Origin of the sequence: Paraburkholderia sp. J12 (assembly GCF_905220215.1) — a bacterium.
GTDB lineage: Bacteria > Pseudomonadota > Gammaproteobacteria > Burkholderiales > Burkholderiaceae > Paraburkholderia.
In genome coordinates this window covers 205635-227559 of sequence record NZ_CAJMZC010000005.1, presented here as the reverse complement: position 1 = coordinate 227559, position 21925 = coordinate 205635, and the positions used below count along the sequence as shown (strand labels likewise).

Here is a 21925-nt window from a genome sequence, read left to right as displayed (position 1 = left end):
CACACGCAATACAGCGACAACGCAACGAGACAGCGGGCGCGCTTACAGCGCGTGCTGCACGGAGCGCGCGGAGTCGCTGATGTCCTGGCCGAAACCGGCCACCGTGTTGCAGCCCGTTAGCGCGAGCAGCGCGCCGGCCAGCGAGAAGAGCGCCACACGACGCCAGAAAATCGTTACCTTCATACTCTTATCCCAGCTTGCGAATATCGACGAAATGACCTTCGATGGCCGCCGCCGCGGCCATGGCCGGGCTCACGAGGTGGGTGCGGCCACCCGCGCCCTGACGGCCTTCGAAGTTACGGTTCGAGGTGGAGGCGCAACGCTCGCCCGGCTCCAGCCGGTCGGCGTTCATCGCGAGACACATCGAGCAGCCGGGCTCGCGCCACTCGAAGCCCGCGTCGGTGAATACCTTGTCGAGCCCTTCGCGCTCGGCCTGCGCCTTCACGAGGCCCGAGCCCGGCACCACCATCGCGAGACGAATGTTCGACGCCACGCGACGGCCGAGCTTCTTCACGACGTAGGCGGCGGCGCGAATGTCCTCGATGCGCGCGTTCGTGCACGAACCGATGAAGATCTTGTCCGGCTTGATGGACTCGATCGGCATGTTCGGTTCGAGCGCCATGTATTGCAGCGCGCGTTCCATCGCATCGCGCTTGACCGGATCCTTTTCGCGCTCGGGATCGGGCACGCGGCCGTCGATCGACGTGACCATTTCCGGCGAGGTGCCCCACGTGACCTGCGGCACGATTTCGGCGGCATTCAGTTCGACCACGCGGTCGAAGTGCGCGTCTTCGTCGGAACGGAAGGTCTTCCAGTAGGCCACGGCCTGATCCCACTCCGCGCCCTGCGGCGAGAACGGGCGGTTCTTCAGGTACTCGACGGTCGTGTCGTCCACGGCGACCATGCCGGCGCGCGCGCCGGCTTCGATCGCCATGTTGCACACGGTCATGCGGCCTTCCATCGTGAGCGCGCGAATGGTCGAGCCGCCGAATTCCATGGCGTAGCCCGTGCCGCCCGCCGTACCGATCTTGCCGATGATGGCGAGCACGATGTCCTTCGCGGTGCAGCCGCGCGGCAACGGCCCTTCCACCTTCACGAGCAGGTTCTTGCTCTTTTTCTGCAGGAGCGTTTGCGTGGCGAGCACGTGCTCGACTTCCGAGGTGCCGATGCCGTGCGCGAGCGCGCCGAACGCGCCGTGCGTGGACGTATGCGAATCGCCGCACACGATGGTCATGCCCGGCAGCGTGGCGCCCTGCTCCGGACCGACGATGTGGACGATGCCCTGGCGCTGGTCGGCCATCTTGAACTGCGTGATGCCGAAGGCATCGCAGTTCGCGTCGAGCGTATCCACCTGCAGCTTCGAAACCGGATCGGCGATGCCGTGGCTGCGGTCGGTGGTGGGCACGTTATGGTCGGAGACCGCCAGGTTCGCACTGAGGCGCCAGACCGGGCGCTCGTGCAGCTTCAGGCCCTCGAAGGCCTGGGGGCTGGTGACTTCGTGCAGCAGTTGACGGTCGATGTAGAGGAGCGTCGTACCGTCTTCTTCCGTGTGGACCACATGGGAGTCCCACAGTTTGTCGTAGAGCGTCTTTGCCATGATATGCGGGGAATGAGTGACTGCCGGGCATTACGGTGTTCGCCGATTATGCCACGCGAGACCCGTCCCATGCAGAGCCCCGCAGAAAAAATCCATAAAAAACAGTGAGTTGGGTGGTAGTGGCAATACCTGTATCGGCGTTACCCGGCAGCGGGCGAGGCGGTGGCGAAAGCGCCGGCAACGCTTCCAGGAAGGTGCGCGAAGTATTTCACCTGGCTTGCGCGGGCCCGCGCGAGTCAGTCAGACTATTGAAACAAAGCAAGGTACGTTAAGCGAAACGTTTGCCACCGGTGAACAATCGGTAATCTTCAGGAATGGTGCGGATCCCGCAAACCCGGCGGCCTCCATTACGCTTCTATTACGCCCGGGAGCAGGTATTTACCGGTTATTTTTTAGACACGCAATTAATGCTATGCTCGCATCGTGCATGACTACGAGCCATGCACCACGCACGGCAGGTCAACGGGCCAAAACCCCCGACCAGCCGCGGTCAGATCCCCTCGTTCGCACACCCACATGGCGAGAACTAGAATTAAACTTTGGGGACTCCCTGCCATTTAAAATCGTAATCGGCTGATTTTCCGCCACATACCGGGAATTGCGTACTATCTGGTATCCGGGGATATAGCGGCCAGAAATTCGAATGGAACGCGCCATAACCACGCCATTCAGGCGGCGACGTTTCCGGCTCCCAGCGCATCTATCAGACAATTACGTTCCGTCATGGTTTCGAAAGCCGTCGAATCACAAAGCGTCGTTTCACAGAACGTCGTCTCCGTGGGCAGCAAAATCCGCGGGCTGCGTCAGCGGCAGGGCCGCACCCTCGACGACATCGCCACGGCGGCGCAGTTGTCCAAACCGTTTCTTTCGCAGGTGGAGCGCGATCTCGCGAGCCCCTCGATCACCTCGCTCGTGAGCATCGCCAAGGCGCTCGGCGTGCCAGTCAGCTATTTCGTGGATACACCCACCGAAGCCGGCTGCGTGTGCCGCGGTCAGGATCTCAAGTTCTTTGGCTTCGCCGACTCGACCGATCTCTACGCGCGCCTCACCAATCCCTCGGGCGGCCGCCAACTCGAAGCGATCCTCGTGCGCATGCCGCCCGGCGACGATCGTCCGAGCGAAGTCACCACCCATGCGGGCGAGGAATTCCTGCACGTTCTTTCGGGAGAGGTGACGCTCACGCTCGAAGGCAAGTCGTTCGTGCTCGGCGTGGGAGATAGTGCGCACTACGAATCGACGGTGCCGCACGCCTGGACCAATACGTCCGGCCAGGAAACCGTGCTCGTGTGGGTCGGCACGCCGCGCCTCTTCTAGGCGGGCGTCGGGCGTCGTGTCCGGCGCGGGATGCCCCGCGCCGTCCTCCTGCGCGCTCAGCGCAATTCCGTCTCGTTGTCTTCGATCGTTTCCGAAACGTGCGCCTCGCGGCCGCGCGGCGCCATGTCGTCAGCGCGCTTGCCGCGCACGCGTGACGCCACCGCGTAATAGAGCACCGGCGTAAACACGAGACCGAGCACCGTAGCGGCAATCACGCCGCCGAACACGCCCGTGCCGATCGAATGCCGGCTCTCCGCGCCGCCGCCCTGCGAGAGCACGAGCGGCAGCACGCCCAGCAGGAACGCCGCCGAGGTCATCACGATGGGCCGCAGACGCTCGGCGCTCGCCCCCACCACGGCCGCGCCGAGCGGGATGCCGCGCAGGCGGCGCGCGTTCGCGGCCTGCACGATCAGGATCGCGTTCTTCGCTGCGAGGCCGATCACGGTCACCATGCCCACCTTGAAATAGATGTCGTTGGGCAGCCCGCGCAGCAGCATCGCCGAGACCGCGCCGATCGCGCCGAGCGGTACGACCAGCAGCACCGAAAACGGCGTGATCCAGCTTTCGTAGAGCGCCGCCAGCACCATGAACACCGCGAGCAGCGAGAGACCGATAAGGAGCGGCGTCTGCCGCGCGGCTTCGGCTTCTTCGAACGCCGTGTCGGTCCATTCGCCCGAAACATCCACGGGCAGCGCGAGAGCGAGCCGCTCGATCTCCGCCATCGCCTCACCCGAACTATGACCGGACGCGGCGCGCCCCGTCACGTCGAGCGACGGATAGCCGTTGTAGCGGCTCAGAATCACGGGGCCGAGCGTCCAGCGCGTGGAGGCAATGGACGACATCGCCACCGTGCCGCCCGCCGTGTTCTGCACCGGCAGGTCGAGCAACTGGTTATAGTCCATGCGCGTGGGCGCGTCGGCTTCCACGATCACGCGGCGCATGCGTCCACCCGCCGGAAAGTCGTTCACGTAGTTCGAGCCGAACGTGCTGCCAAGCACGTCGGCAATATGATCGAACGGCACGCCGTACGCATAGGCCTTGCTGCGGTCGACGTCGAGCTCCACGCGCGGCGCGTCGGGCAGGTCTTCCGAGTGCACATTGGTCAATACGTGGCTCTTGCCCGCCAGATCGATCAGTTGATCGCGCGCGGCCTTGAGGCCATCCATGCCCACGCCGCCGCGGTCTTCGAGCCGGTACGTGAAGCCCTCCGAGTGCCCGATGCCAGGCACGGGCGGCGGCAGCTCCGCATCCACGTCGCCGTCGAGTATCGAGCCGAACTGGTCGTTGAGCGAATCGCGCAGCGTCTCGGCGTCTTCGCTGCGCTGGCTCCACGGTTTCAGCTCCACGAACGCCATGGCCACGTTCTGCCCGCTGCCCGAAAAGCTCCAGCCCACCACGCTCGTCACGTTGCCGACGGCCGGCTCCTTGCGCAGGATTGCCTCCACGCGCTTCACCACTTCGAACGTGCGCGCCTGGGTGGACCCGGCAGGCAGCTGGATCATCACCTGAAGCTGGCCTTCGTCTTCGGTCGGCAGGAAGCCTTGCGGCAATTTCCAGTAGAGCAGCGCGAGCCCTGCGCACAGCAGGGCATAGATCACGAGAATGCGCGGCGCCCGGCGCAGCATCGCCGCAACGAACGCGCGATAGCCGCGCGACGCGCGCGCGGCGTGACCCGCCACGCCGGCCATCGCGCCGGCCGGTTTCGCGCCATGCCGCATATGCTTCGGCATCCTCAGCAGATTCGCGCACAGTGCCGGCGTGAGCGAGAGGGCCATGAACGACGACACGAGCATCGAGGCGATCATCGCCACGGCGAACTGCCGGTAGATGCCGCCCACGTTCCCGGTAAAGAACAACATCGGCACGAACACGGCGGTCAGCACCGCCGTCACGCCGACAATGGCGCCGCCGATGCGCTTCATGGCCACGCGCGTGGCCTCGCGCGGCGGCAGGCCGCGTTCGTGCATCACGCGGTGCACGCTCTCCACCACCACGATCGCGTCGTCCACGAGTATGCCGATGGCGAGCACGAGCCCGAACATCGTGAACACGTTGATGGACATCCCGCCCGCGTACAACGCGACGAACGCACCCATCAGCGTGACGGGTATCACGACGGTCGGCACGAGCGTCGAGCGCAGATCGCGCAGGAACAGCCACATCACGGCGAACACCAGCACCACGGCTTCGAGCAGCGTGATGACGACTTCGCGGATCGCCACGCGCACGAAGTAGGCCGTATCGAAAGGCACTTCGATGGCGATGCCCGAGGGCAGATGCTTCGAGAGTTCGGCGAGGCGCGCGCGGATCGCGTTCGAGGTTTCGAGCGCATTGCCGCGCGGTCCGAGCTGAATGCCCACGGTGGCCGCCGGGCGGCCGTTCAGGCGCGAATAGAACGAATAGTCGTCGCGTCCGATCTCCACGCGCGCGATGTCGCGCAACCGCACGAGCGAGCCGTCCGTCTTCGCCTTCAGCACGATCTGCCCGAATTCCTCGGGCGTCTCCAGTTGCCCCTTCACGGCCACGGACTCGGTGGTCTGCTGGCCGTTCACGAATGGCGCATTGCCAAGCGTGCCCGCCGTGACCGGCGAGTTCTGCGCCGCGATGGCCGTGTTCACGTCGGCGGCCGTGAAGCCGTACTCGCGCAGCTTGATCGGATCGAGCCAGATGCGCATGGCCTCGTCGGCATCCCAGAGCTCGGCCGAACCCACGCCTGGCGCGCGCTTCAGGTCGCGCATGATGTAGCGGTTCAGATAGTCGCTCAGTTGCGCGGAGTCGCGCGTGCCGTCGGTGGACGTGAGCGCCACGAGCATCAGGAACGTATCGGCCGACTTCTCCACGTCGATGCCCTGCTGCACGACGGATTGCGGCAGACGCGCCTCCACCTGCTTGAGGCGGTTCTGCACGTCCACGAGCGCGATATCGGGATTCGTGTCCGGCGTGAACGTGACGTCGATTTCGAGGTTGCCGAGCGCGTCGCTGGTGGTCTCGTAGTAGAGCAGGCCTTCGGCACCGTCGAGGCTCTCCTCGATAATGCTCGCGACGTTGTTGTCGACCTCTTCCGCCGAAGCGCCCGGAAACTCCGTGGCAATCACGATGCGCGGCGGCGAGAGCCGCGGATACTGCGCAACCGGCAACATCGGAATGGCCAGCATGCCCGCCACCACCACGGCGAGCGCGACCACCCACGCAAAAACCGGTCTGTTGATGAAGAAAAAGGGCACGCGCGCGTCCGTCGGGTCAGGTTATGAGGATGAAGGTTCGGCGAAAGGCGGCGCGTCGGCGTAGCGCGCCATGTACAGCGTGTCGGCGAGTGCGCCGTTGCGGATCGAGCCTCCGCGCGCGCGGCCTTCCTCGACGAAGCCAAACTTGCGATAGAGCGCGATAGCGGGCGCGTTGTCGGCGAACACCTCGAGTTCGAGCCGGCGCAGGCCGAGCGAGCCATCCGCGTACTCGACGAGCGCGCCCATCAGCGCGCTGCCCACGCCGCGGCCCTGGAATGCGTCGTGAACGCAAATGCCGAGCCCTGCGCAATGCGAGCGCCGCGGCTGGCCGACCAGGAGGCTCGCATGGCCAACCACGCGGCTTTCGTACTCGGCGCAGATCACGATAGAGCCCTGCGAGCGGCCGTCGAACCACGCGCGCAGCGATTCGGGCGTGCGATAGCCGGTCGAAAGCGTGCCGAACCGCCCCCCTGGCATGTTCATGATTTCAGCCATGGCCTCGAAATCGGCCGGCTCGCTCGTGCGCACGCGAAGGGCGCCTGCCGGCAGGCGCTCGGGCGATGAGGTCGGGTCGTACATGGCGGTCACTCCGTGGCGAACGGCAAAGGGGCGATGAGGCGGGCCATCACGAACGAATCGACGAGCACACCTTCGCGCAACACCGAACCGCGAAAGTGCGCTTCGACTTCGAAGCCGCATTGGCGGTAGAGCGCGATCGCCGCTTCGTTATCCGTAAAGACGTGCAGTTCGAGGCGGCGCAGGCCGAGCCAGTTGTCGGCCAGATCGAGCACCTCGGTCATGAGGCGTTTGCCGATGCCGCGGCGCTGCCATGCGTCGTGCACGCTGATGGCGATCTGGCCCACGTGCGAGCGCCGCATTTTCTGCGGATACAGCCCGACCTGGCCGACCAGCGTTTCGCCTGCCCACGCGCCGATGGACACGGCGGGCGCCGCCAGTTTCTCAAGCGACTGGCGCGTCTCCGCAAGCGTCCTGTATGGGGTGTGCACATGCCCGCGCAGCACGGACGGGCCCTGCTGCAGCGCATGAAAAGCTTCGGCATCGCCCGGGCGCATGGCCCGCACGACGAGGCCCTCGGGTATCCTCGACTGCATCGTTCTTTTCCTTGTTGTTCGCGCCGTCGCGGGCCGGCCGGCAGGCCGTGAGGTGGGAGAACGCCTTAAAGCGTCAGTTCGAACTCCCTGACGAGCACGCCCGGCAGTTTCATGCCGCCCGTTGCGCGCTCGCCCCACGAGCTGTCGGAGAGGAGCAGTTCGGGCTGCGCGCCCACACGCTCCAGCTTCTCGCCCAGGAGGCTATACAGACTATCGTCGAAACGCATCGCGTCGACCGGCGCCACGATGCGTCCCTCTTCCACCCAGAACGTCGCGAAACGCGTCATGCCGGTCAGGCGGCAACTCATGCGGTCCGAGTAATTCACGTACCAGAGGTTGCCGACATAGAGACCCGTGCCGAGCGCCGCGAGCACATCCGCTTCGGCCAGATCGCCGCCCGCCATGGCGAGCGACGAAGGCGCCTCGTTCGCCGGCGCACCGTTGGGTGCAAGGCCGTACTCGCGCGCAGTGCGTGCGTTCGTCAGTTGCCCGGCGCTGCGCCCCTCGCGTAGCAGCGGCACGCTCTCGCGAAGATAGCCATCCTCATTGAATGCGGAAGCGATGCCGAGGTCGAGATCTTCCGTCAGTGTCACGCGCGGGTCAAGCGCCACCTCGCCGGCGTGCAGCCGGTACAGCGAACTCAGCGACGCGGCCTGCGCGCGGGCGGAAAAACCACTCCACGCGACCACGCCCAACAGGTCTTCGAGCGCAGCCGGCGCAAGCCATGCACGATAGCGGCCCGGGCCGAGCGCACGCGGCGCGAGCGCGAGCACCGGCAGTCGCGCTGCGGCTTCCTGCACCTTGCGGGCGAAAACGGCGTCGTCCCAGTTGTCGCCGGCGTAGGTGGTCTTGATCGCGCGGCCGCTCGGGTGATAGAGCGACCAGCTGAAGTTGAAACTCTCCACTTCGTACCAGCCGCGGCTGCCGCTCGTGGAGGCAAAGCCGCGCGCGAGCATGCCGCCCGCGTAGAAGCCCACGAAATCGAGCCCGTGTGCACACTCGGCCACCACATGCACGAGCGCATGCGGATCGCGCAGACGGCCCGTGCGGCGCGTGGAGCGCTGCCACGAGGTGGTGTCGTAAAGCAGGTGCGGATCGTCGGGCGCGTCGCGCAGGCCCGCGCGCAGCGTTTCCAGCGTCGCGCCTACGTGGCGCAGATCCTGGTCGGCGTCGCCGCAAATGTCGAGCGTGGAATAGGCCTGGCGCGCGCCGTCGATGAGGCGCAGCGTGAGGCGGCCCTGCGACACCTGGCCCGTCTGGCGCACCTTGCCGCCGTTGAAGCGAATAAAGTCCGACTGTTCGCCCGCAAACGACGTGAGCGCCGTTTCGCCCGGCTGCACCAGGCGGTCGATCGCGCCGGCGAGCGTCGTGAAATGGGTATGCCAGTCAACCCGCCAGTCGCCCCGCGCCGGCGCCTGAGCGCGTGTGAAGAGAGCGTCGTTCATCAGGCGCCTCCGAATACGTCGACGTTGCTGAATACGCACGCAGGCGAGGCGTGCCCCACGCGAATGATCTGCGCCGGTTCGCCCTTGCCGCACATGGGCGTGCCGAATACCTCGCGCGTGCCCGCGTCGCCCACGGCGGAGAGACTGCGCCAGAAGCTCGCGGAAATGCCGCGATAGTTAGGACGCTTGACGACCTGCGTGAGCTTGCCGTTTTCGATCAGCCGGCCATACTCGCAGCCGAACTGGAACTTGTTGCGATGGTCGTCGATCGACCAGGACGTATTCGTGGACATCAGGATGCCGTGCTCGATATTGGCGATCATCGCGTCGAGCGTCTGGCTGCCCGGTTCGACATTGAGGTTCGCCATGCGGTCGATGGGCGGACGGTTCCAGTTCGAGGCACGCGAATTCGCCACGCCGGCCAGGCCCGCGCGCTGCTGCGAAAGCGCCCCGCCCAGCGGCCGTTCCAGCACGCCATCGCGGATCAGGTATTGCTTCGTGGCCTCGCTGCCGTCGTCGTCCCAGGCATAGGTGGCGGCCTCTTCGCGCAGCGTGGGATCGAACGTCACGTTCAGCAGTTCGGAGCCGTACTGGTAGCTGCCGAACATCTCCGGCTTCACGAAGCTCCAGCCCGCGAAATTGCGTTCGTCGCCGAGGATGCGGTCCAGTTCGAGCGGATGGCCGATCGACTCGTGGATCTGCAGCATCATCTGGTCCGGCATCAGCAACAGGTCGCGCTTGCCCGAGGGGCAGTTGGGCGCGGCGAGCAGTTGCAGCGCTTCGTCGGCCACGCGCGCACCCGAGCCTTCGAAACCATAGCGCGCGAGAATTTCGAGGCCGCCCTGCGCGAGCGTGCCGTAGTTGCCGCCCAGCGTGCGCACCTGCGTGTCGCCGTTGGCGTGCGCCGCCACGCTCAGCTGCGGCATCAGGAAGCGAAAGCGCTGCTCGATGCGCACGCCGTCGCTCGTCAGGTAAAGCTGATCCGCCTGCGCGATGTGCATGCTGGCCACGCGCTCCACGATGCGCTCGTCGAGCTTCGCCGCCGCGCATTCGTGCGAGAGGCGTTCGAGCCATTCGCGGCGAGCGAGGAGCGGCGCATCGGCGTTCGGCGACGCATAGCGGCCGCTGCCCGATGGCCGTGCGATCTGGCGATGGTCGATCAGCGAGTAGGCCGCGCTCGCCTGCGCGCGCGCGGTGGCAATGTCGAGCGCGCGCTGCAGCCCCGCGGCGCTGAGGTCGGCCGTGGCCGCATAGCCCGCGCCGGCGCCGGCCCATGCGGTCAGCATCGCGCCGCGCTCGTGCACGGTGCGCAGCGGCTGCACGACGTCGTTGCGCACTTCGTGGTCGTCGATCTGTTCGTCCACCACGCGCAGCGACCAGAAGTCGGCACCGCTCCTGAGCGCCTGCGCGGCGCTTGCCCAGCGCTCGTCGATCATGCGAATTTCTCCTTGTCGATCGCAACTGGCGCTTTAGCGTCTACTGCGGCGCCATGCAGAGCCAGTTCGGCCGGCCCCTGCATCATCGAGGAAGCCAGCAGCGCCTGCGTATAGGGATGTGTAGGCGCTTGCAGCACGTCGAGCGTATCGCCCTGCTCGACGATGCGGCCCGCCTTCATCACGATCACGCGATGAGCCATGGCGCGCATCACGGCCAGGTCGTGCGTGATGAACAGATAGCTCAGCTTGTACTTCTTCTGCAGGTTCGTGAGCAATGCGAGAACCTGCTTCTGGATCGAGACGTCCAGCGCGCTCGTGGGTTCGTCGAGCACCATCAGTTCGGGCTCTACCGCGAGCGCACGCGCAATGGCGATACGCTGACGCTGGCCGCCCGAGAACTCGTGCGGATAGCGCAGCATCGACTCGGCCGGCAGCCCCACTTCTTCGAGCAGCGAGCCGATACGCGCCCGGCGCGCCGCCGCGTCGATCTCCGGCCGGTGCACCACGAGACCCTCGCCGATGATCTGCTCCACCGTCATGCGCGGCGAGAGCGAGCCGAACGGATCCTGGAACACCACCTGCATGCGCGAATACAGATCGCGCCGCGACTTCGGATTGCGCAGCGTGGAAAGCGGCAAGCCGTCGATCAGGATCTCGCCCTGTGCCGGCCGGTTCAGGCCGAGCACGGTGAACGCCAGCGTCGATTTGCCCGAGCCGGATTCGCCCACGATCCCGAGCGTCTCGCCCCGGCGCAGGCTCAGATCCGCTTCGTGCACGGCGCGGAACTTCGTGCCGCCGAAAAGCGAGCGCCAGCCCTTGCCCGCAGTGTGATAGTCCACCGCCACGCCCTTCACGTCCAGGATGCGGCGCGCGTCCGGCTCGACCGGATCCACCGCGCGCTTCGGCTCGCTGTCGAGCAGGCGCTGCGTGTAGGGATGCTGCGGGCTCGAGAACAGCGCTTCCGTGGTGTTGGTTTCCACGAGCACGCCCTTTTCCATCACCGCCACGCGCTGCGCAAAACGGCGCACGAGATTCAGGTCGTGCGTAATCAGCAGCACGGCCATGCCGCGATCGGCGGCTTCCTGCTCCTGCAGCTCGATCAGCAGATCGACGATCTGCTGGCGCACCGTCACGTCGAGCGCTGTCGTGGGCTCGTCGGCGAGCAGAAGACGCGGACGGCACGCGAGCGCCATCGCGATCATCGCGCGCTGGCGCTGGCCGCCCGAAAGCTGGTGCGGGAAGCTGTCGATACGCCGCTCCGGCTCGGGAATGCCCGTGCGCCGCAACAGTTCGATGCCGCGCGCCCGCGCTTCGTTGGGCCGCAGGCCCTCGTGCAGGCGCAGGCTTTCGGCGATCTGCTTGCCGATCGTGTAGAGCGGATTCAGGGCCGTCATCGGCTCCTGAAACACCATGGCGATGTCGGCACCGCGAATGCCGCGCATCTGCTGCTCGGTTTTCTGCAGCAGGTCTTCGCCGTCGAACAGCATGCGGCCCGAGAGCTTCGCGTGTTCGACGAGACGGAGAATGGAGAGCGCCGTCACGCTCTTGCCCGAGCCCGATTCGCCGACGAGCGCGACGCGCTCGCCGCGCTGCATCGAAAGACTCAGTTCCTGGACCGCCACCTTTTCGCCGAAGCGAACCGAGAAGCGGTCGATTTCCAGCAACGTGCTGCTCATTACTTGCCCCCTCCGAATGCCGAGCCCTTAGAGCGCGTGTCGAGCGCGTTGCGCAGCGCGTCGCCCATGAAGGTCAGCAGCAGCAGCGTAATGACGAGCGCCGCAAATGCCGAAATCGAAATCCACCATGCGTCGAGATTGTTCTTGCCCTCCTGCAGCAGCTCGCCGAGACTCGGCGTCGGCGGCGGCACGCCAAGCCCCAGGAAGTCGAGGCTCGTGAGCGAGAGAATCGCCGCGCTCATGCGGAACGGCAGGAAGGTGATCACCGGTGTCAGGCTATTGGGCAGGATGTGCCGCCACATGATCTGCCAGTTCGAGAGCCCCATCGTGCGCGCGGCCTTCACGTAATCGAGCGAACGGTTGCGCAGGAACTCGGCGCGCACGTAATCGGACAGCACGAGCCAGCCGAACATCGAAAGCAGGATGAAGAGCAGCCACAAGGTGGGCTCGAAGATCGAGGCGAAAATGATGAGCAGATACAGATCGGGCATGGAGGACCAGATCTCGATCAGCCGCTGCCCGATCAGGTCGGTGCGCCCGCCGTAGAAGCCCTGTATCGCTCCGGTGAGCACGCCCACCAGCACGCCGGAGACCGTCAGCGCCATCGCCATCAGCACCGAAAGCCGGAAGCCGTACAGCAGCCGGGAGAGCACGTCGCGCCCGAACTGGTCCGTGCCGAGCCAGTTGCTGGCCGACGGCGGCGCCGGGAAGGGCTGCGTCGCGAAGTAGTCGATCGTGTCGTAATGGAAGTGGTTCGGCGGGTAGATCGCAAAGTTGCTGCCCGCCGAAAGCCGCTCGCGGATATACGGATCGAGATAGTTCGTCTTCGCCGGGAAATCGCCCCCGAAGAGCGTTTCTGGGTACTCCTTCACGATCGGGAAGTAGTAGTGGCCGTCGTACCGCACCAGCAGCGGACGATCGTTGGCCAGCACTTCGCCGAGCAGGCTCACGACGAACAGCCCGGTGAAGATGATGAGGCTCCAGTAGCCGAGCCGCTGCGCCTTGAAGCGCAGCCACGTACGACGCCAGGGAGAGACCGAGGCCACCGGTGTCGTGGCCGCCGACGCCTCAGTGGTCCAGGCGGTTGAATTGGATGCGGGGGTCGACGAGGACATAGCAGACGTCAGCGATGAGTTTGGTGATAAGGCCGATCAGCGTGAACAGGAACAGCGATCCGAGCACGACGGGGTAATCGCGGCGGATCACCGAGTCGTAGGAAAGCTGACCCATGCCATCCAGCGAGAACAACGTTTCGATCAGCAGGTTGCCGTTCAGGAACGCGCCGACGAAGGCGGCGGGCAGGCCCGTCAGGAGCGGAATCGCGGCGTTGCGCAGCACGTGCTTCCACAGCACGTCGCGCTCGGGCGCGCCCTTCGCACGCGCGGTGAGCACGTACTGGCGGCCAATCTCTTCGAGAAAGGTGTTCTTGGTGAGAATCGTGACGATGGCGAAGTTGCCGACCACCGAAGCCGTCACCGGCAGCACGATGTGCCAGAGGTAATCCAGCACCTTGCCGATCGTGCTCAGGTCGTCGAAGTTATCGGACGTGAGGCCGCGCATCGGAAAGAGCTGCCAGAAGGTGCCGCCGCCGAACAGCATCAGCAGCAGCACGCCCAGCACGAAGCCCGGTATCGCGTAGCCCACCAGCACGAGGGCACTCGTGACGGTATCGAAGCGCGACCCGTTGCGCACCGCTTTGGCGATGCCTAGCGGCACCGCTATGACGTAGGTGAGCAACACCGTCCACAAGCCCAGCGTGATGGAGACGGGCAGCTTGGAGCGGATCACGTTCCAGACGCTGTCGTGCTGGTAGTACGACTGGCCGAGATCGAACGTGGCGTAGTTCTTGAGCATCAGGAAGTAACGCGTGAGCGGCGGCTTGTCGAAGCCGAACTGCTTCTTGATCTGCTCGATCTGCTGCGGGTCCACGCCCTGGCTGCCGTGATAGCCGCCGCCCCCGCTGCCGGTCTCGCCGCCGCGGCTCGCGCCGTGGCGCAACTGCGTCACCATCTGCTCCACCGGGCCGCCCGGCACGAACTGCGTGACGACGAAAGTCAGCGTGACGACGCCGATCAGTGTCGGCACCATCAGCATCAATCGTCTGAGTATGTAAGCGAACATGGGTGATCCTCGATGCTCAATGTGATGCGGAACTGGCTGCCGCGGCATTCGCGGCCTGTTGCTGGGGCGACTTCACATACCAGTAGTCGATGATCCAGTCCTCGTACTGGTAGGACATCGGCACGGTTTGCGGATGGCCCAGCGTCGTCTTGTAGCCGATGCGTGCGTTGGGCAGGTAGTACTCGGGCACGACCAGGTACTCGTTGATCAGCACGCGGTCGAGCGCATGCGTGGCCGTTTCCAGGTCGTCGAGCGTATTGGCCTTGAGCACGTCCTGAATCAGACCGTCCACGGCCTTCGACTTGATACCCGGATAGTTCTCCGAACCGACCTGATCCGCCGCCGCGCTGCCGAAGCGGCGCAGCAGTTCAGCGCCCGGAATCGTGACCGGCGAGTAGATATAGGTGGTCATGTCGTACTGGAAGTTGTCGAGACGCTTCTCGTAGAGCGCGCTGTCCACCTCGCGGAAGCTCGTCTGGATGCCCAGCAGCGAAAGCGCCTGCAGATACGGCAGACAGAGGCGGTCCATGCCCGGCTGATCGTCGAGAATCTCCACCGTGAACGGCGTGCCGTTCGCGTCGCGCAGCGCGCCGTCGCGGTAATGCCAGCCGGCCTGCGCGAGCAGGTCGCGCGCTTCGCGCAGGTTGGCGCGCAGCGAATTCGGCGGCACCGTGCTGGGCTGCTGGATCATCGGCCCGAACACGGCAGCCGGCAGATCCTTGCGATACGGTTCGAGCAAGGCCAGCTCCTTGTCGCTCGGCATGCCGGTTGCCTTGAACGGGCTCGCGTCGAAGTAGCTGTTCGTGCGCCGATACTGACCGTACAGCAGCATCCGGTTCATCCAGTCGTAGTCGAACCCGAGCGTGAGCGCCTTGCGCACGCGCGGATCCTGGAACTTGGGCTCGCGCAGATTGAAGAACAGGCCCTGCATCTGCGCGGGACCGTCCGGGAAAGCGGCCTTCGCCAGCATGCCGTTGCGGAAATTCTTGCCCACGTACTTGCGCGCCCACAGCATCGAATAGTATTCCATGCGGGCATCGACGTCGCCGGCCTTGAAGGCTTCCAGCGCCGTGTAATGATCCGTGTAAAGCTTGAATTCCACTTCGTTGAAGCGGAACATGCCGCGCCGCGAAGGCAGATTCGCCGCCCAGTAGTTCGGGTTGCGGCGGTAGGTCATCTGCTTGTCGTTCTTGCGCTGCTCGATCAGGTACGGGCCGCTCGCGATCGGCGGCACGTTCGAGATCTGGTCGAACGGCGGACGCGTGCCGTCGGCGCGCATGCCCCACTTCGGCGAGAACACCGGCAGGTCGCCGGCGATCAGCGGCGCGTCGCGTTCCTTGCGGCTGAAGTCGAAGCGGATCGTGAGACGGTCGACCACCGTCGCGGTCTTGATCACCGAGAACTGCGTGTTGAAGAGCGGCGAGGCCTGCGGACTTGCAAGCGTATCGAAGGAGTACTTGACATCGGCGGCCGTGATCGGGTCGCCGTTCGAGAAGCGTGCGGCCGGGTTGATATGGAACGTCGCCGAGCTCAGGTCGGGCGCCACTTCCACGTCGTCGGCAATCAGCGGGTATTCCGAAGCCAGTTCGTCCCAGCTGCGCTGCATCAGCGTGTCGAACATCAGGTTCTGGATGTCCGGTGCCGGCGCACCGCGCACGAGGAACGGATTGAGCGAGTCGTAGCTCTGCAGCTCGTTGTAGTTTTCGAAGTTCAGCTTGCCGACATCCGGCGCGTCCGGATTCGCGTAATCGAAATGCGTGAAATTGTCCGGATACTTCGGCTGGTCGTATTGGGCAATCGAGGGCCGCGCTTCCACCGGCGAAGCCAGTGCGCCGAACAGGCAGAACGCCGCCGCCGCAACGGCGGGAATAATGGCCGCCACGCGCAACTGCTGCCCCATTTCGCGGGCTGCGGGCACGAGGGACGGCAAGCGTCGCTTCATCAGATTCCTCATCGTTTCCTGTTTCTTCACTGAGCCGCTCGTTGTGCCGCTCATTGCGCCACACCCGCCGTTCGTGCGGCCGCGTCGGTCTGCACGCCCGCGGCACCGTGTGCGCGTGCGTCGTACCAGTAATCGATCAGCCAGTCCACGTCCTGGTAGGACGTGGGCACCACAGCCGGATGGCTGTAGCCGGTCTTGTAGCCCACACGCGTATTGGGCGCATAGTACTCCGGCACCATGTAGTACGAGTTGATCAGCACACGGTCGAGCGCGCGCGTGGCCGCTTCCAGATCGTCGAGCGTGCCCGCCTTGAGCACGTCCTGGATCAACCCGTCCACCGCCTTGGACTTGATGCCCGGATAGTTCTCCGAACCAACCTGCGACGCCGCCGCACTGCCGAAGCGGCGCACCAGTTCGGCGCCCGGAATGGTCACGGGCGGATAGAGATAGGTCGTCAGGTCGTAGTCGAAGTTGTCGATACGCTTCTGATAGAGCGCCGCATCGATCTCGCGGAACGTCGTGTGAATGCCGATCAGGTTGAGCGCCGACATATAAGGCAGATAGAGGCGATCCATGCCCGGCTCGTCGTCGAGAATCTCGACCGACATGGGCGTGCCGTTCGCGTCGCGCAGCGCGCCGTCGCGGTAGTGCCAGCCCGCCTGCTCCAGCAGATCGCGCGCTTCGCGCAGATTGGCGCGCAGCGAATTCGGCGGCAGCGTGGTGGGCTGCTGGATCATTGGCCCGAACACCGCAGCCGGCACGTCGGCGCGGTACGGTTCGAGCAGCGCCAGCTCCTTCGCGCTCGGCATGCCGGTCGCCGCAAAGGGACTCGCGTCGAAGTAGCTCTCGTTACGCCGGTACTGACCGTAGAACATCATGCGGTTCATCCAGTCGTAGTCGAACGCGAGTCCGAGGGCGCGGCGCACGCGCGGGTCCTGGAACATCGGCTTGCGCATGTTGATGACGAGCCCCTGCATCTGCGCCGGGCCATCGGGGAATTCGCCCTTCTTCAGCATGCCGTTGCGGAAGTTCTTGCCCACGTACTTGCGCGCCCACTGTGTCGCGCTGTATTCCACGTTCAGATCCACGTCGCCCGCCTTGAAGGCTTCGAGCGTGGTGTAGATATCGGCGTAAAGCAGGAACGTGATGCGGCTGAAGCGGAACATGCCGCGCCGCGAAGGCAGATTCGCCGCCCAGTAGTTCGGGTTGCGGCGGTAAATGATTTCCTTGTCGTTCTTGCGTTGCTCGATCAGGTATGGGCCGCTTGCGATGGGCGGCACATCGGAGATCTGGTCGAACGACGGACGCGTGCCGTCGGCGCGCATGCCCCACTTCGGCGAGAACACCGGCAGGTCGCCCGCAATCAGCGGTGCGTCGCGTTCGTTGCGATTGAAGTCGAAGCGCACCGTCATGCGATCGATCACCGTCGCGCTCTTCAACACCGAGAACTGCGAGTTGAACATCGGCGACGCCTGCTGGCTCTTCAGGATATCGAACGAATACTTGACGTCGGCGGCCGTGACGGGGTCGCCGTTCGAAAAGCGCGCAGCCGGATTGATATGGAAGGTCGCCGAACTCAGGTCGGGCGCCACTTCGACATCGTCGGCAATCAGCGGGTATTCGGAAGCCAGCTCGTCCCAGCTGCGCTGCATGAGCGTGTCGAACATCAGGTTCTGAATGTCCGGTGCCGGCGCGCCGCGCAGCAGAAAGGGATTGAGCGAGTCGTAGCTTTGCAGCTGGTTGTAGTTCGGAAACGTGAGGGTGCCGGTATTCGGCGCATCCGGATCCGCGTAGTCGAAATGCGTGAAGCCGGTCGGGTATTTGGGCTGGTCGTACTGGGCGATCGCCGGCGCCGCGTGGGCCGGCAGTGCAAGCGTCACGAGCGCCGCCACACCGGCGGCCATGCGCATGACCGCACGCCATTGCGCAATTACTTCAGCAAGCGCCTGTGAAGGCTGGAGCATCACTTGTAGCTTCATCGCTCTAACTCGGTGACGAGGCTTGTGGCCAAGGCACTTTTCTTCCCATCCAGTCGAAATACCGAACCGTCTGAATACGTCTTGAAGAAAATCCGTGGTTAAAAAAACCGCTCCGTCTTTCGGGACGAAAGGCCGGAGCGGTCTCGTTCATCAGGCTTTAAGCATCAAGCGATCAGAACTTGTAGGTAGCACCAGCTTGAAGGTAGCGCCCCATGTACGTGTACAGCGACTGGTCGTAGCCGGTCTGGTCGATCTGGCCGGTCCAGATCGGATCGTACGGCGGCGCCTTGTTAAAGATGTTGTTGATGCCGCCGTAGAGCGTCCAGTGCTTGAAGCCGGTGTAGGCGACGTTCAGGTTGAACACGCTATACGAAGCCGTCGAGTAGGCCAGACCCAATGCGTTGGAGTACGGGCCGGTGTACTGCCATTCCAGATCCGCATTCCACTTGTTGTGGTAGTTCCACGACAGATCCGTGTTGCCCTTCCAGCGCGGGAACGAACCGCCGAACGGCTGTGCCAGCGTCAGATCGTTACCGGCGCCGTCAACCGTCGAAGCAAGACCGCCGATGCCGTTCATCTTGAAGTGCCACACGTACGCCCAGTCGGCCGTGAACTTGAACGTACCGATACTCGTCGGCAGCGATTGCGCGAACGTCGCTTCGAAGCCGTCGGTGTCGAACGAGCCCAGGTTCTCGTACTGGTTGACCATGTACGCGATCGAGCCGTCCGCGTTGAGCACCGTGGCCGACGGGTCGAGCTGCGTGCCGATCGCGTTGTCGACGTGAATCTTGTACCAGTCGAAGCCGATGTCGGTCGTACGTGCCGGCGAAAGCTCGAAGCCGATGTTGTAGTTCTTCGTGCGCTCCGGCTCCAGATTCGGATTGCCCTTCGTGATGACGTTTTCGTCCTGGCCGTTCGGTCCGATCGGCATGATGCCGATATTCGACGAATTCGTATTCTCGAGGAATTCCGGTGCGCGGAAGCCGCGGCTATACGAAGCGTACGTCGTCAGCTGCTGGACCGGCTGGAAGCGCAGAGCGAAGCGCGGCGAGAACGCACCGCCGAAGTCGCTGTAGTGGTCATAGCGGCCCGACTGACTGAAGGTCAGCATCTTGCTGATCAGCGGAATGTCGACCTGGTAGTACACGGCCGCCACGTTACGCTCGCCGGACACTTCCTGCAGGTTCGGGTTGAAGGTCGTACCGTTGAGGTAGTTGCCGCCTTCCTCGATCAGCTCGCTCTCATGCAGGAACTGCGCACCGAGACCCGCGCCAACGTCGCCGGTCGGGAGGTGGAACAGGTTCGGCGTCGACAGCGTAGCGTCCAGCGCGTCGAGCTTCGAAATACCGAGGTTATCCGCGGTGGTCAGGACACCCTGCATCGCGGCCGGCGTCGCCGACGGATTCACGTAGTTGAGCGTGCCGTTATTCAGCGCGGCTTGCAGGGCGGCCGGGTTGATAATGCTGCCGTACGTGTTGCTCACCGTGCTCATGGAATGCGTGTAACCGACATTCCAGTCGAAGTCACGGCCGTAATCCGAGAACGTACCCTTCACGCCCGTCGCGGCACGCCAGAAGTTCGCGTCGGTGGTCGAGCTGTACGTGGTCGGCAAGAAACCGAACAGTTCCTGGTTGATACCCGTCGTGTTGTACGGATTGTTGCCGGGCACCGTGAACGTAACGGGGCTCACCGTCTTCGTAGCCGGGTTGTAACTCAGGCCGTTGTTGATGACGACGGGACCATCGTTGACCGTGGTCGTGTTGTTGCTTTCCCAGATGTCGGCGTATGCCTGGGTCTGGTCATTGATCTTGAAGTCGGCGTGGACCTTGGCGTTCAGGCGCTCGGTCATCGGCTCGATCGACACGTCTTCAGCCACGTTCTTCAGACACACGTTGCCGCCGGTGATCGCACCGTTGCTCTGCTGCGAGGCGATGATGCTGTTGCCGTACGGGACGGGGCTCGCACAGCCGAAGGGCGTGGCGACGCCCGTGGCCGGATTCAGCAGATAAGACGGCTGCTGGTTGCTGCCGCCAAAGGGCTTGTTGCTGAAGTCCTGATTCTCTGTCGTGTCGCGATCGGCCAGCGTGTAGCCGTTCGACTTGTAGTAGCTCGCCGTTGCGGTGACGTTAAAGCCATCCGACGTCAGGTTACCGAAGCCGCCGAGAATGCCGAACTTGGTCGTGCCCGCGCCGCCCTGGGTGGCACCGCCGTAGCTGCCATCGAGCTGCAGGCCCTGGAAGTTATGCTTCGTGATGATGTTGACCACGCCGCCGATTGCGTCCGAGCCGTACTGCGACACGGCGCCGGTCTTCACGACTTCGATGCGGTCGACGATGTTCAGCGGGAGGGTATTCAGGTCGAAGAACTGGTCGCTACCGTTGACCGCGAATGCGAACGGCGCGACACGTTGCCCGTCGACGAGCACCAGCGTGTACTTTTCGCTCAGGCCGCGCAGCGCGATGCCCGAACCGCCTGCGGCGAAGCTATCCGACGTCGACTCACCCCAGCTATTCGCCGAGTTGGCGGAGATCTGGCGCATGTAGTCGGATACGTCTTTCGCACCCGAGTCCTGAATCTGCTTCGAATTAATGACCTGAACCTGGTTGAACCCGGTCTTGTCAGCTTGACGGATCAGCGAACCCGTCACCTGGAACGCCTGCAGCTTCTTGACGTTCTTGTCGCCCGTCGCGGCGGCCGTGCCGGCATTCGCATTGCCGGTCGTGCTCGCAGCGGCACCCGTACCGCCCGTCGTGCCCGCCGCGCCCGTATCGGCCTGCGCCGTGGTGATCGCCGCAGGCGCCGCCGGTGCCGCCGCGCCGCCATTGGCGGCCGGCTGGCTTTGCGCGAACGCCGGTGCGGCTATGGCCGCGGACAAGGCTACTTCAGCCCAGATTATTCTTCGAATGGCTAGCGCCAGTACCCTTTGTTTCACTTTTTCCCCTTCTCACTCGTCAGTCACGCCCACTTCGGTTTATGCGAAGCAAGGTCTCGTGAACCCCGCTGCCAGATTTGACGACGCTGTCGCGCCGCGCCCTTTTTGCTGAGGTGGATCTGCCTCCGGCCGACCCATGCGCTGCGGAACGTCTTTCGTCCGTGCAACATCGACGACACGGTGCATCACACAAACATCTATTCGAATCGGACTACTAATTCACTGCACATTCTTACAGCCGGATTGCATCATCCCTCGAACCGACGTTTGCTTATACGTCTCCCGGACAGCCCCTGTTGAGCCTCGACTGCGCCTTTACGACCTTCCGCCCGGAATGCCTTACCTTACATTTTTATTTCGCACTACTGAACTACATCGCCCGGCACCTGCCCCCGGACCGTCCCCTGTACCGCTCAAAACAGCTTTGGCGTGCCGACCCAGACGAACACGCTTTCCTCGTCGGCCGTATTGACCCATTCGTGGGGCACCGACGATTCGTAGTGGGCTGTGTCACCCGCCTGCAACACGAATGTCGTACCTTCCAGCTTGAGCTGCACCTCGCCGCTCATGACGTACATGAACTCTTCCACGGCGGAAGTCGCGACTTCCGATGCCGCCTCGCCCGCGGGCATCCGTACGAGATGCGCCTCGAGCAGCCGGTTCGCCCCCGAGTTGGTGAGCCGGCCAAACTGGTTGGCCGATCCGGCGAAGCCAAAAAATTTCAGGTTCTCGCTCCGGGACACGGCCTGCGCTTTGTCCTGGTTTTCGACGAAGTACTGCACGGTGACGCCGAGCGCCCTGGCGATCCCCGAAAGCGTCGCGATCGAAGGGGTGGCGTGTCCCCGCTCCACCTGGGAAAGAAACGGCTTCGAAATCCCCGCCATCGTGGCCGTTTCCTGCAGAGTGCGCCGCAGCCGCTGGCGCAGCGCCCGAATCCTGCTTCCAATCGTTGCTGCTACAACTGCCTTGTTATCGAGTGGCGAAACCATAGCAAGCCAGAAACCACGCGTCAAAATTAGTTTGATGTTGCCAAATTGTTTTCCTCAAAGAAGACACACTGTTCCTCGCTTTCGCGCACCGGAACCCAATGTCTCTTGACGGAAATCCTGGGACCGGTTATTCGCACCCAGTCGATTTGGACTCCTTA

15 protein-coding genes are annotated in these 21925 nt (G+C 64.2%); 1 reads left to right on the top strand and 14 read right to left on the bottom strand.

The genetic code is table 11. The annotated features are described in order from the left end of the window. Positions 1–42: 42 nt before the first annotated feature. Together U5760_RS14090 and leuC are read right to left on the bottom strand one after the other, a co-directional pair. Complete coding sequence (locus U5760_RS14090; protein WP_322012533.1) at positions 43–183, bottom strand: hypothetical protein; 141 nt, start codon at positions 181–183, stop codon at positions 43–45. Positions 184–187: 4 nt separating this feature from the next. Next, the gene (gene leuC, locus U5760_RS14085; protein ID WP_322012532.1) at positions 188–1597 is read right to left on the bottom strand and encodes a 3-isopropylmalate dehydratase large subunit; all 1410 of its coding nucleotides are present in this window, start codon (positions 1595–1597) and stop codon (positions 188–190) included. A gap of 723 nt (positions 1598–2320) precedes the next feature. On the opposite strand from leuC, the gene U5760_RS14080 reads away from it, so the two are divergent. Then, on the top strand, positions 2321–2911 hold the full coding sequence (locus U5760_RS14080) for an XRE family transcriptional regulator (RefSeq protein ID WP_322012531.1): 591 nt from the start codon (positions 2321–2323) through the stop codon (positions 2909–2911). Between the two features lie 56 nt (positions 2912–2967). Here U5760_RS14080 and U5760_RS14075 read toward each other — a convergent pair whose 3' ends face one another. From U5760_RS14075 to U5760_RS14020, 12 genes are all read right to left on the bottom strand, one after another. Further along, complete coding sequence (locus U5760_RS14075) at positions 2968–6135, bottom strand: multidrug efflux RND transporter permease subunit (RefSeq protein ID WP_322012530.1); 3168 nt, start codon at positions 6133–6135, stop codon at positions 2968–2970. A 21-nt stretch (positions 6136–6156) separates the two neighbouring features. Then, positions 6157–6714: a GNAT family N-acetyltransferase gene (locus U5760_RS14070; RefSeq protein WP_322012529.1), complete on the bottom strand. Its 558-nt coding sequence runs from the start codon at positions 6712–6714 to the stop codon at positions 6157–6159. A gap of 5 nt (positions 6715–6719) precedes the next feature. Beyond that, positions 6720–7247: a GNAT family N-acetyltransferase gene (locus tag U5760_RS14065; RefSeq protein WP_322012528.1), complete on the bottom strand. Its 528-nt coding sequence runs from the start codon at positions 7245–7247 to the stop codon at positions 6720–6722. A gap of 65 nt (positions 7248–7312) precedes the next feature. Then, a complete protein-coding gene (locus U5760_RS14060) occupies positions 7313–8692 on the bottom strand; it encodes a TldD/PmbA family protein (protein WP_322012527.1) in 1380 nt (459 codons plus the stop codon). After that, a complete protein-coding gene (locus U5760_RS14055; RefSeq protein WP_322012525.1) occupies positions 8692–10128 on the bottom strand; it encodes a TldD/PmbA family protein in 1437 nt (478 codons plus the stop codon). Before U5760_RS14055 ends, U5760_RS14060 begins: the two co-directional genes overlap by 1 nt. After that, a complete protein-coding gene (locus tag U5760_RS14050) occupies positions 10125–11804 on the bottom strand; it encodes a dipeptide ABC transporter ATP-binding protein (protein WP_322012523.1) in 1680 nt (559 codons plus the stop codon). The genes U5760_RS14055 and U5760_RS14050 overlap by 4 nt, the downstream gene beginning before the upstream one ends. Further along, a complete protein-coding gene (locus tag U5760_RS14045) occupies positions 11804–12919 on the bottom strand; it encodes an ABC transporter permease (RefSeq protein WP_322012521.1) in 1116 nt (371 codons plus the stop codon). Before U5760_RS14045 ends, U5760_RS14050 begins: the two co-directional genes overlap by 1 nt. Continuing rightward, positions 12873–13925 carry a microcin C ABC transporter permease YejB gene (locus U5760_RS14040; RefSeq protein ID WP_322012519.1) on the bottom strand — a complete coding sequence of 351 codons (1053 nt, stop codon included), beginning with the start codon at positions 13923–13925 and terminating at the stop codon, positions 12873–12875. The genes U5760_RS14045 and U5760_RS14040 overlap by 47 nt, the downstream gene beginning before the upstream one ends. 16 nt (positions 13926–13941) lie before the next feature. Next, positions 13942–15867 (bottom strand): extracellular solute-binding protein, encoded by a 1926-nt coding sequence (locus U5760_RS14035; protein WP_322012518.1) that lies wholly within the window; start codon positions 15865–15867, stop codon positions 13942–13944. Positions 15868–15917: 50 nt separating this feature from the next. After that, positions 15918–17777, bottom strand: a complete 1860-nt coding sequence (locus U5760_RS14030; protein ID WP_322012823.1) for an extracellular solute-binding protein — start codon at positions 17775–17777, stop codon at positions 15918–15920. Positions 17778–18018: 241 nt separating this feature from the next. Then, positions 18019–20778, bottom strand: a complete 2760-nt coding sequence (locus U5760_RS14025; RefSeq protein WP_322012516.1) for a TonB-dependent receptor — start codon at positions 20776–20778, stop codon at positions 18019–18021. Between the two features lie 413 nt (positions 20779–21191). After that, positions 21192–21767: a helix-turn-helix domain-containing protein gene (locus U5760_RS14020; protein WP_322012514.1), complete on the bottom strand. Its 576-nt coding sequence runs from the start codon at positions 21765–21767 to the stop codon at positions 21192–21194. Positions 21768–21925: the final 158 nt, after the last annotated feature.

Coding starts and splice junctions, on each gene's coding strand:
- U5760_RS14090 (WP_322012533.1), bottom strand. CDS start 183: ATGAAGGTAACGATTTTCTGGCGTCGTGTGGCGCTCTTCTCGCTGGCC.
- leuC (WP_322012532.1), bottom strand. CDS start 1,597: ATGGCAAAGACGCTCTACGACAAACTGTGGGACTCCCATGTGGTCCAC.
- U5760_RS14080 (WP_322012531.1), top strand. CDS start 2,321: ATGGTTTCGAAAGCCGTCGAATCACAAAGCGTCGTTTCACAGAACGTC.
- U5760_RS14070 (WP_322012529.1), bottom strand. CDS start 6,714: ATGTACGACCCGACCTCATCGCCCGAGCGCCTGCCGGCAGGCGCCCTT.
- U5760_RS14065 (WP_322012528.1), bottom strand. CDS start 7,247: ATGCAGTCGAGGATACCCGAGGGCCTCGTCGTGCGGGCCATGCGCCCG.
- U5760_RS14060 (WP_322012527.1), bottom strand. CDS start 8,692: ATGAACGACGCTCTCTTCACACGCGCTCAGGCGCCGGCGCGGGGCGAC.
- U5760_RS14055 (WP_322012525.1), bottom strand. CDS start 10,128: ATGATCGACGAGCGCTGGGCAAGCGCCGCGCAGGCGCTCAGGAGCGGT.
- U5760_RS14050 (WP_322012523.1), bottom strand. CDS start 11,804: ATGAGCAGCACGTTGCTGGAAATCGACCGCTTCTCGGTTCGCTTCGGC.
- U5760_RS14045 (WP_322012521.1), bottom strand. CDS start 12,919: ATGTCCTCGTCGACCCCCGCATCCAATTCAACCGCCTGGACCACTGAG.
- U5760_RS14040 (WP_322012519.1), bottom strand. CDS start 13,925: ATGTTCGCTTACATACTCAGACGATTGATGCTGATGGTGCCGACACTG.
- U5760_RS14035 (WP_322012518.1), bottom strand. CDS start 15,867: ATGAAGCGACGCTTGCCGTCCCTCGTGCCCGCAGCCCGCGAAATGGGG.
- U5760_RS14030 (WP_322012823.1), bottom strand. CDS start 17,777: ATGCGCATGGCCGCCGGTGTGGCGGCGCTCGTGACGCTTGCACTGCCG.
- U5760_RS14020 (WP_322012514.1), bottom strand. CDS start 21,767: ATGGTTTCGCCACTCGATAACAAGGCAGTTGTAGCAGCAACGATTGGA.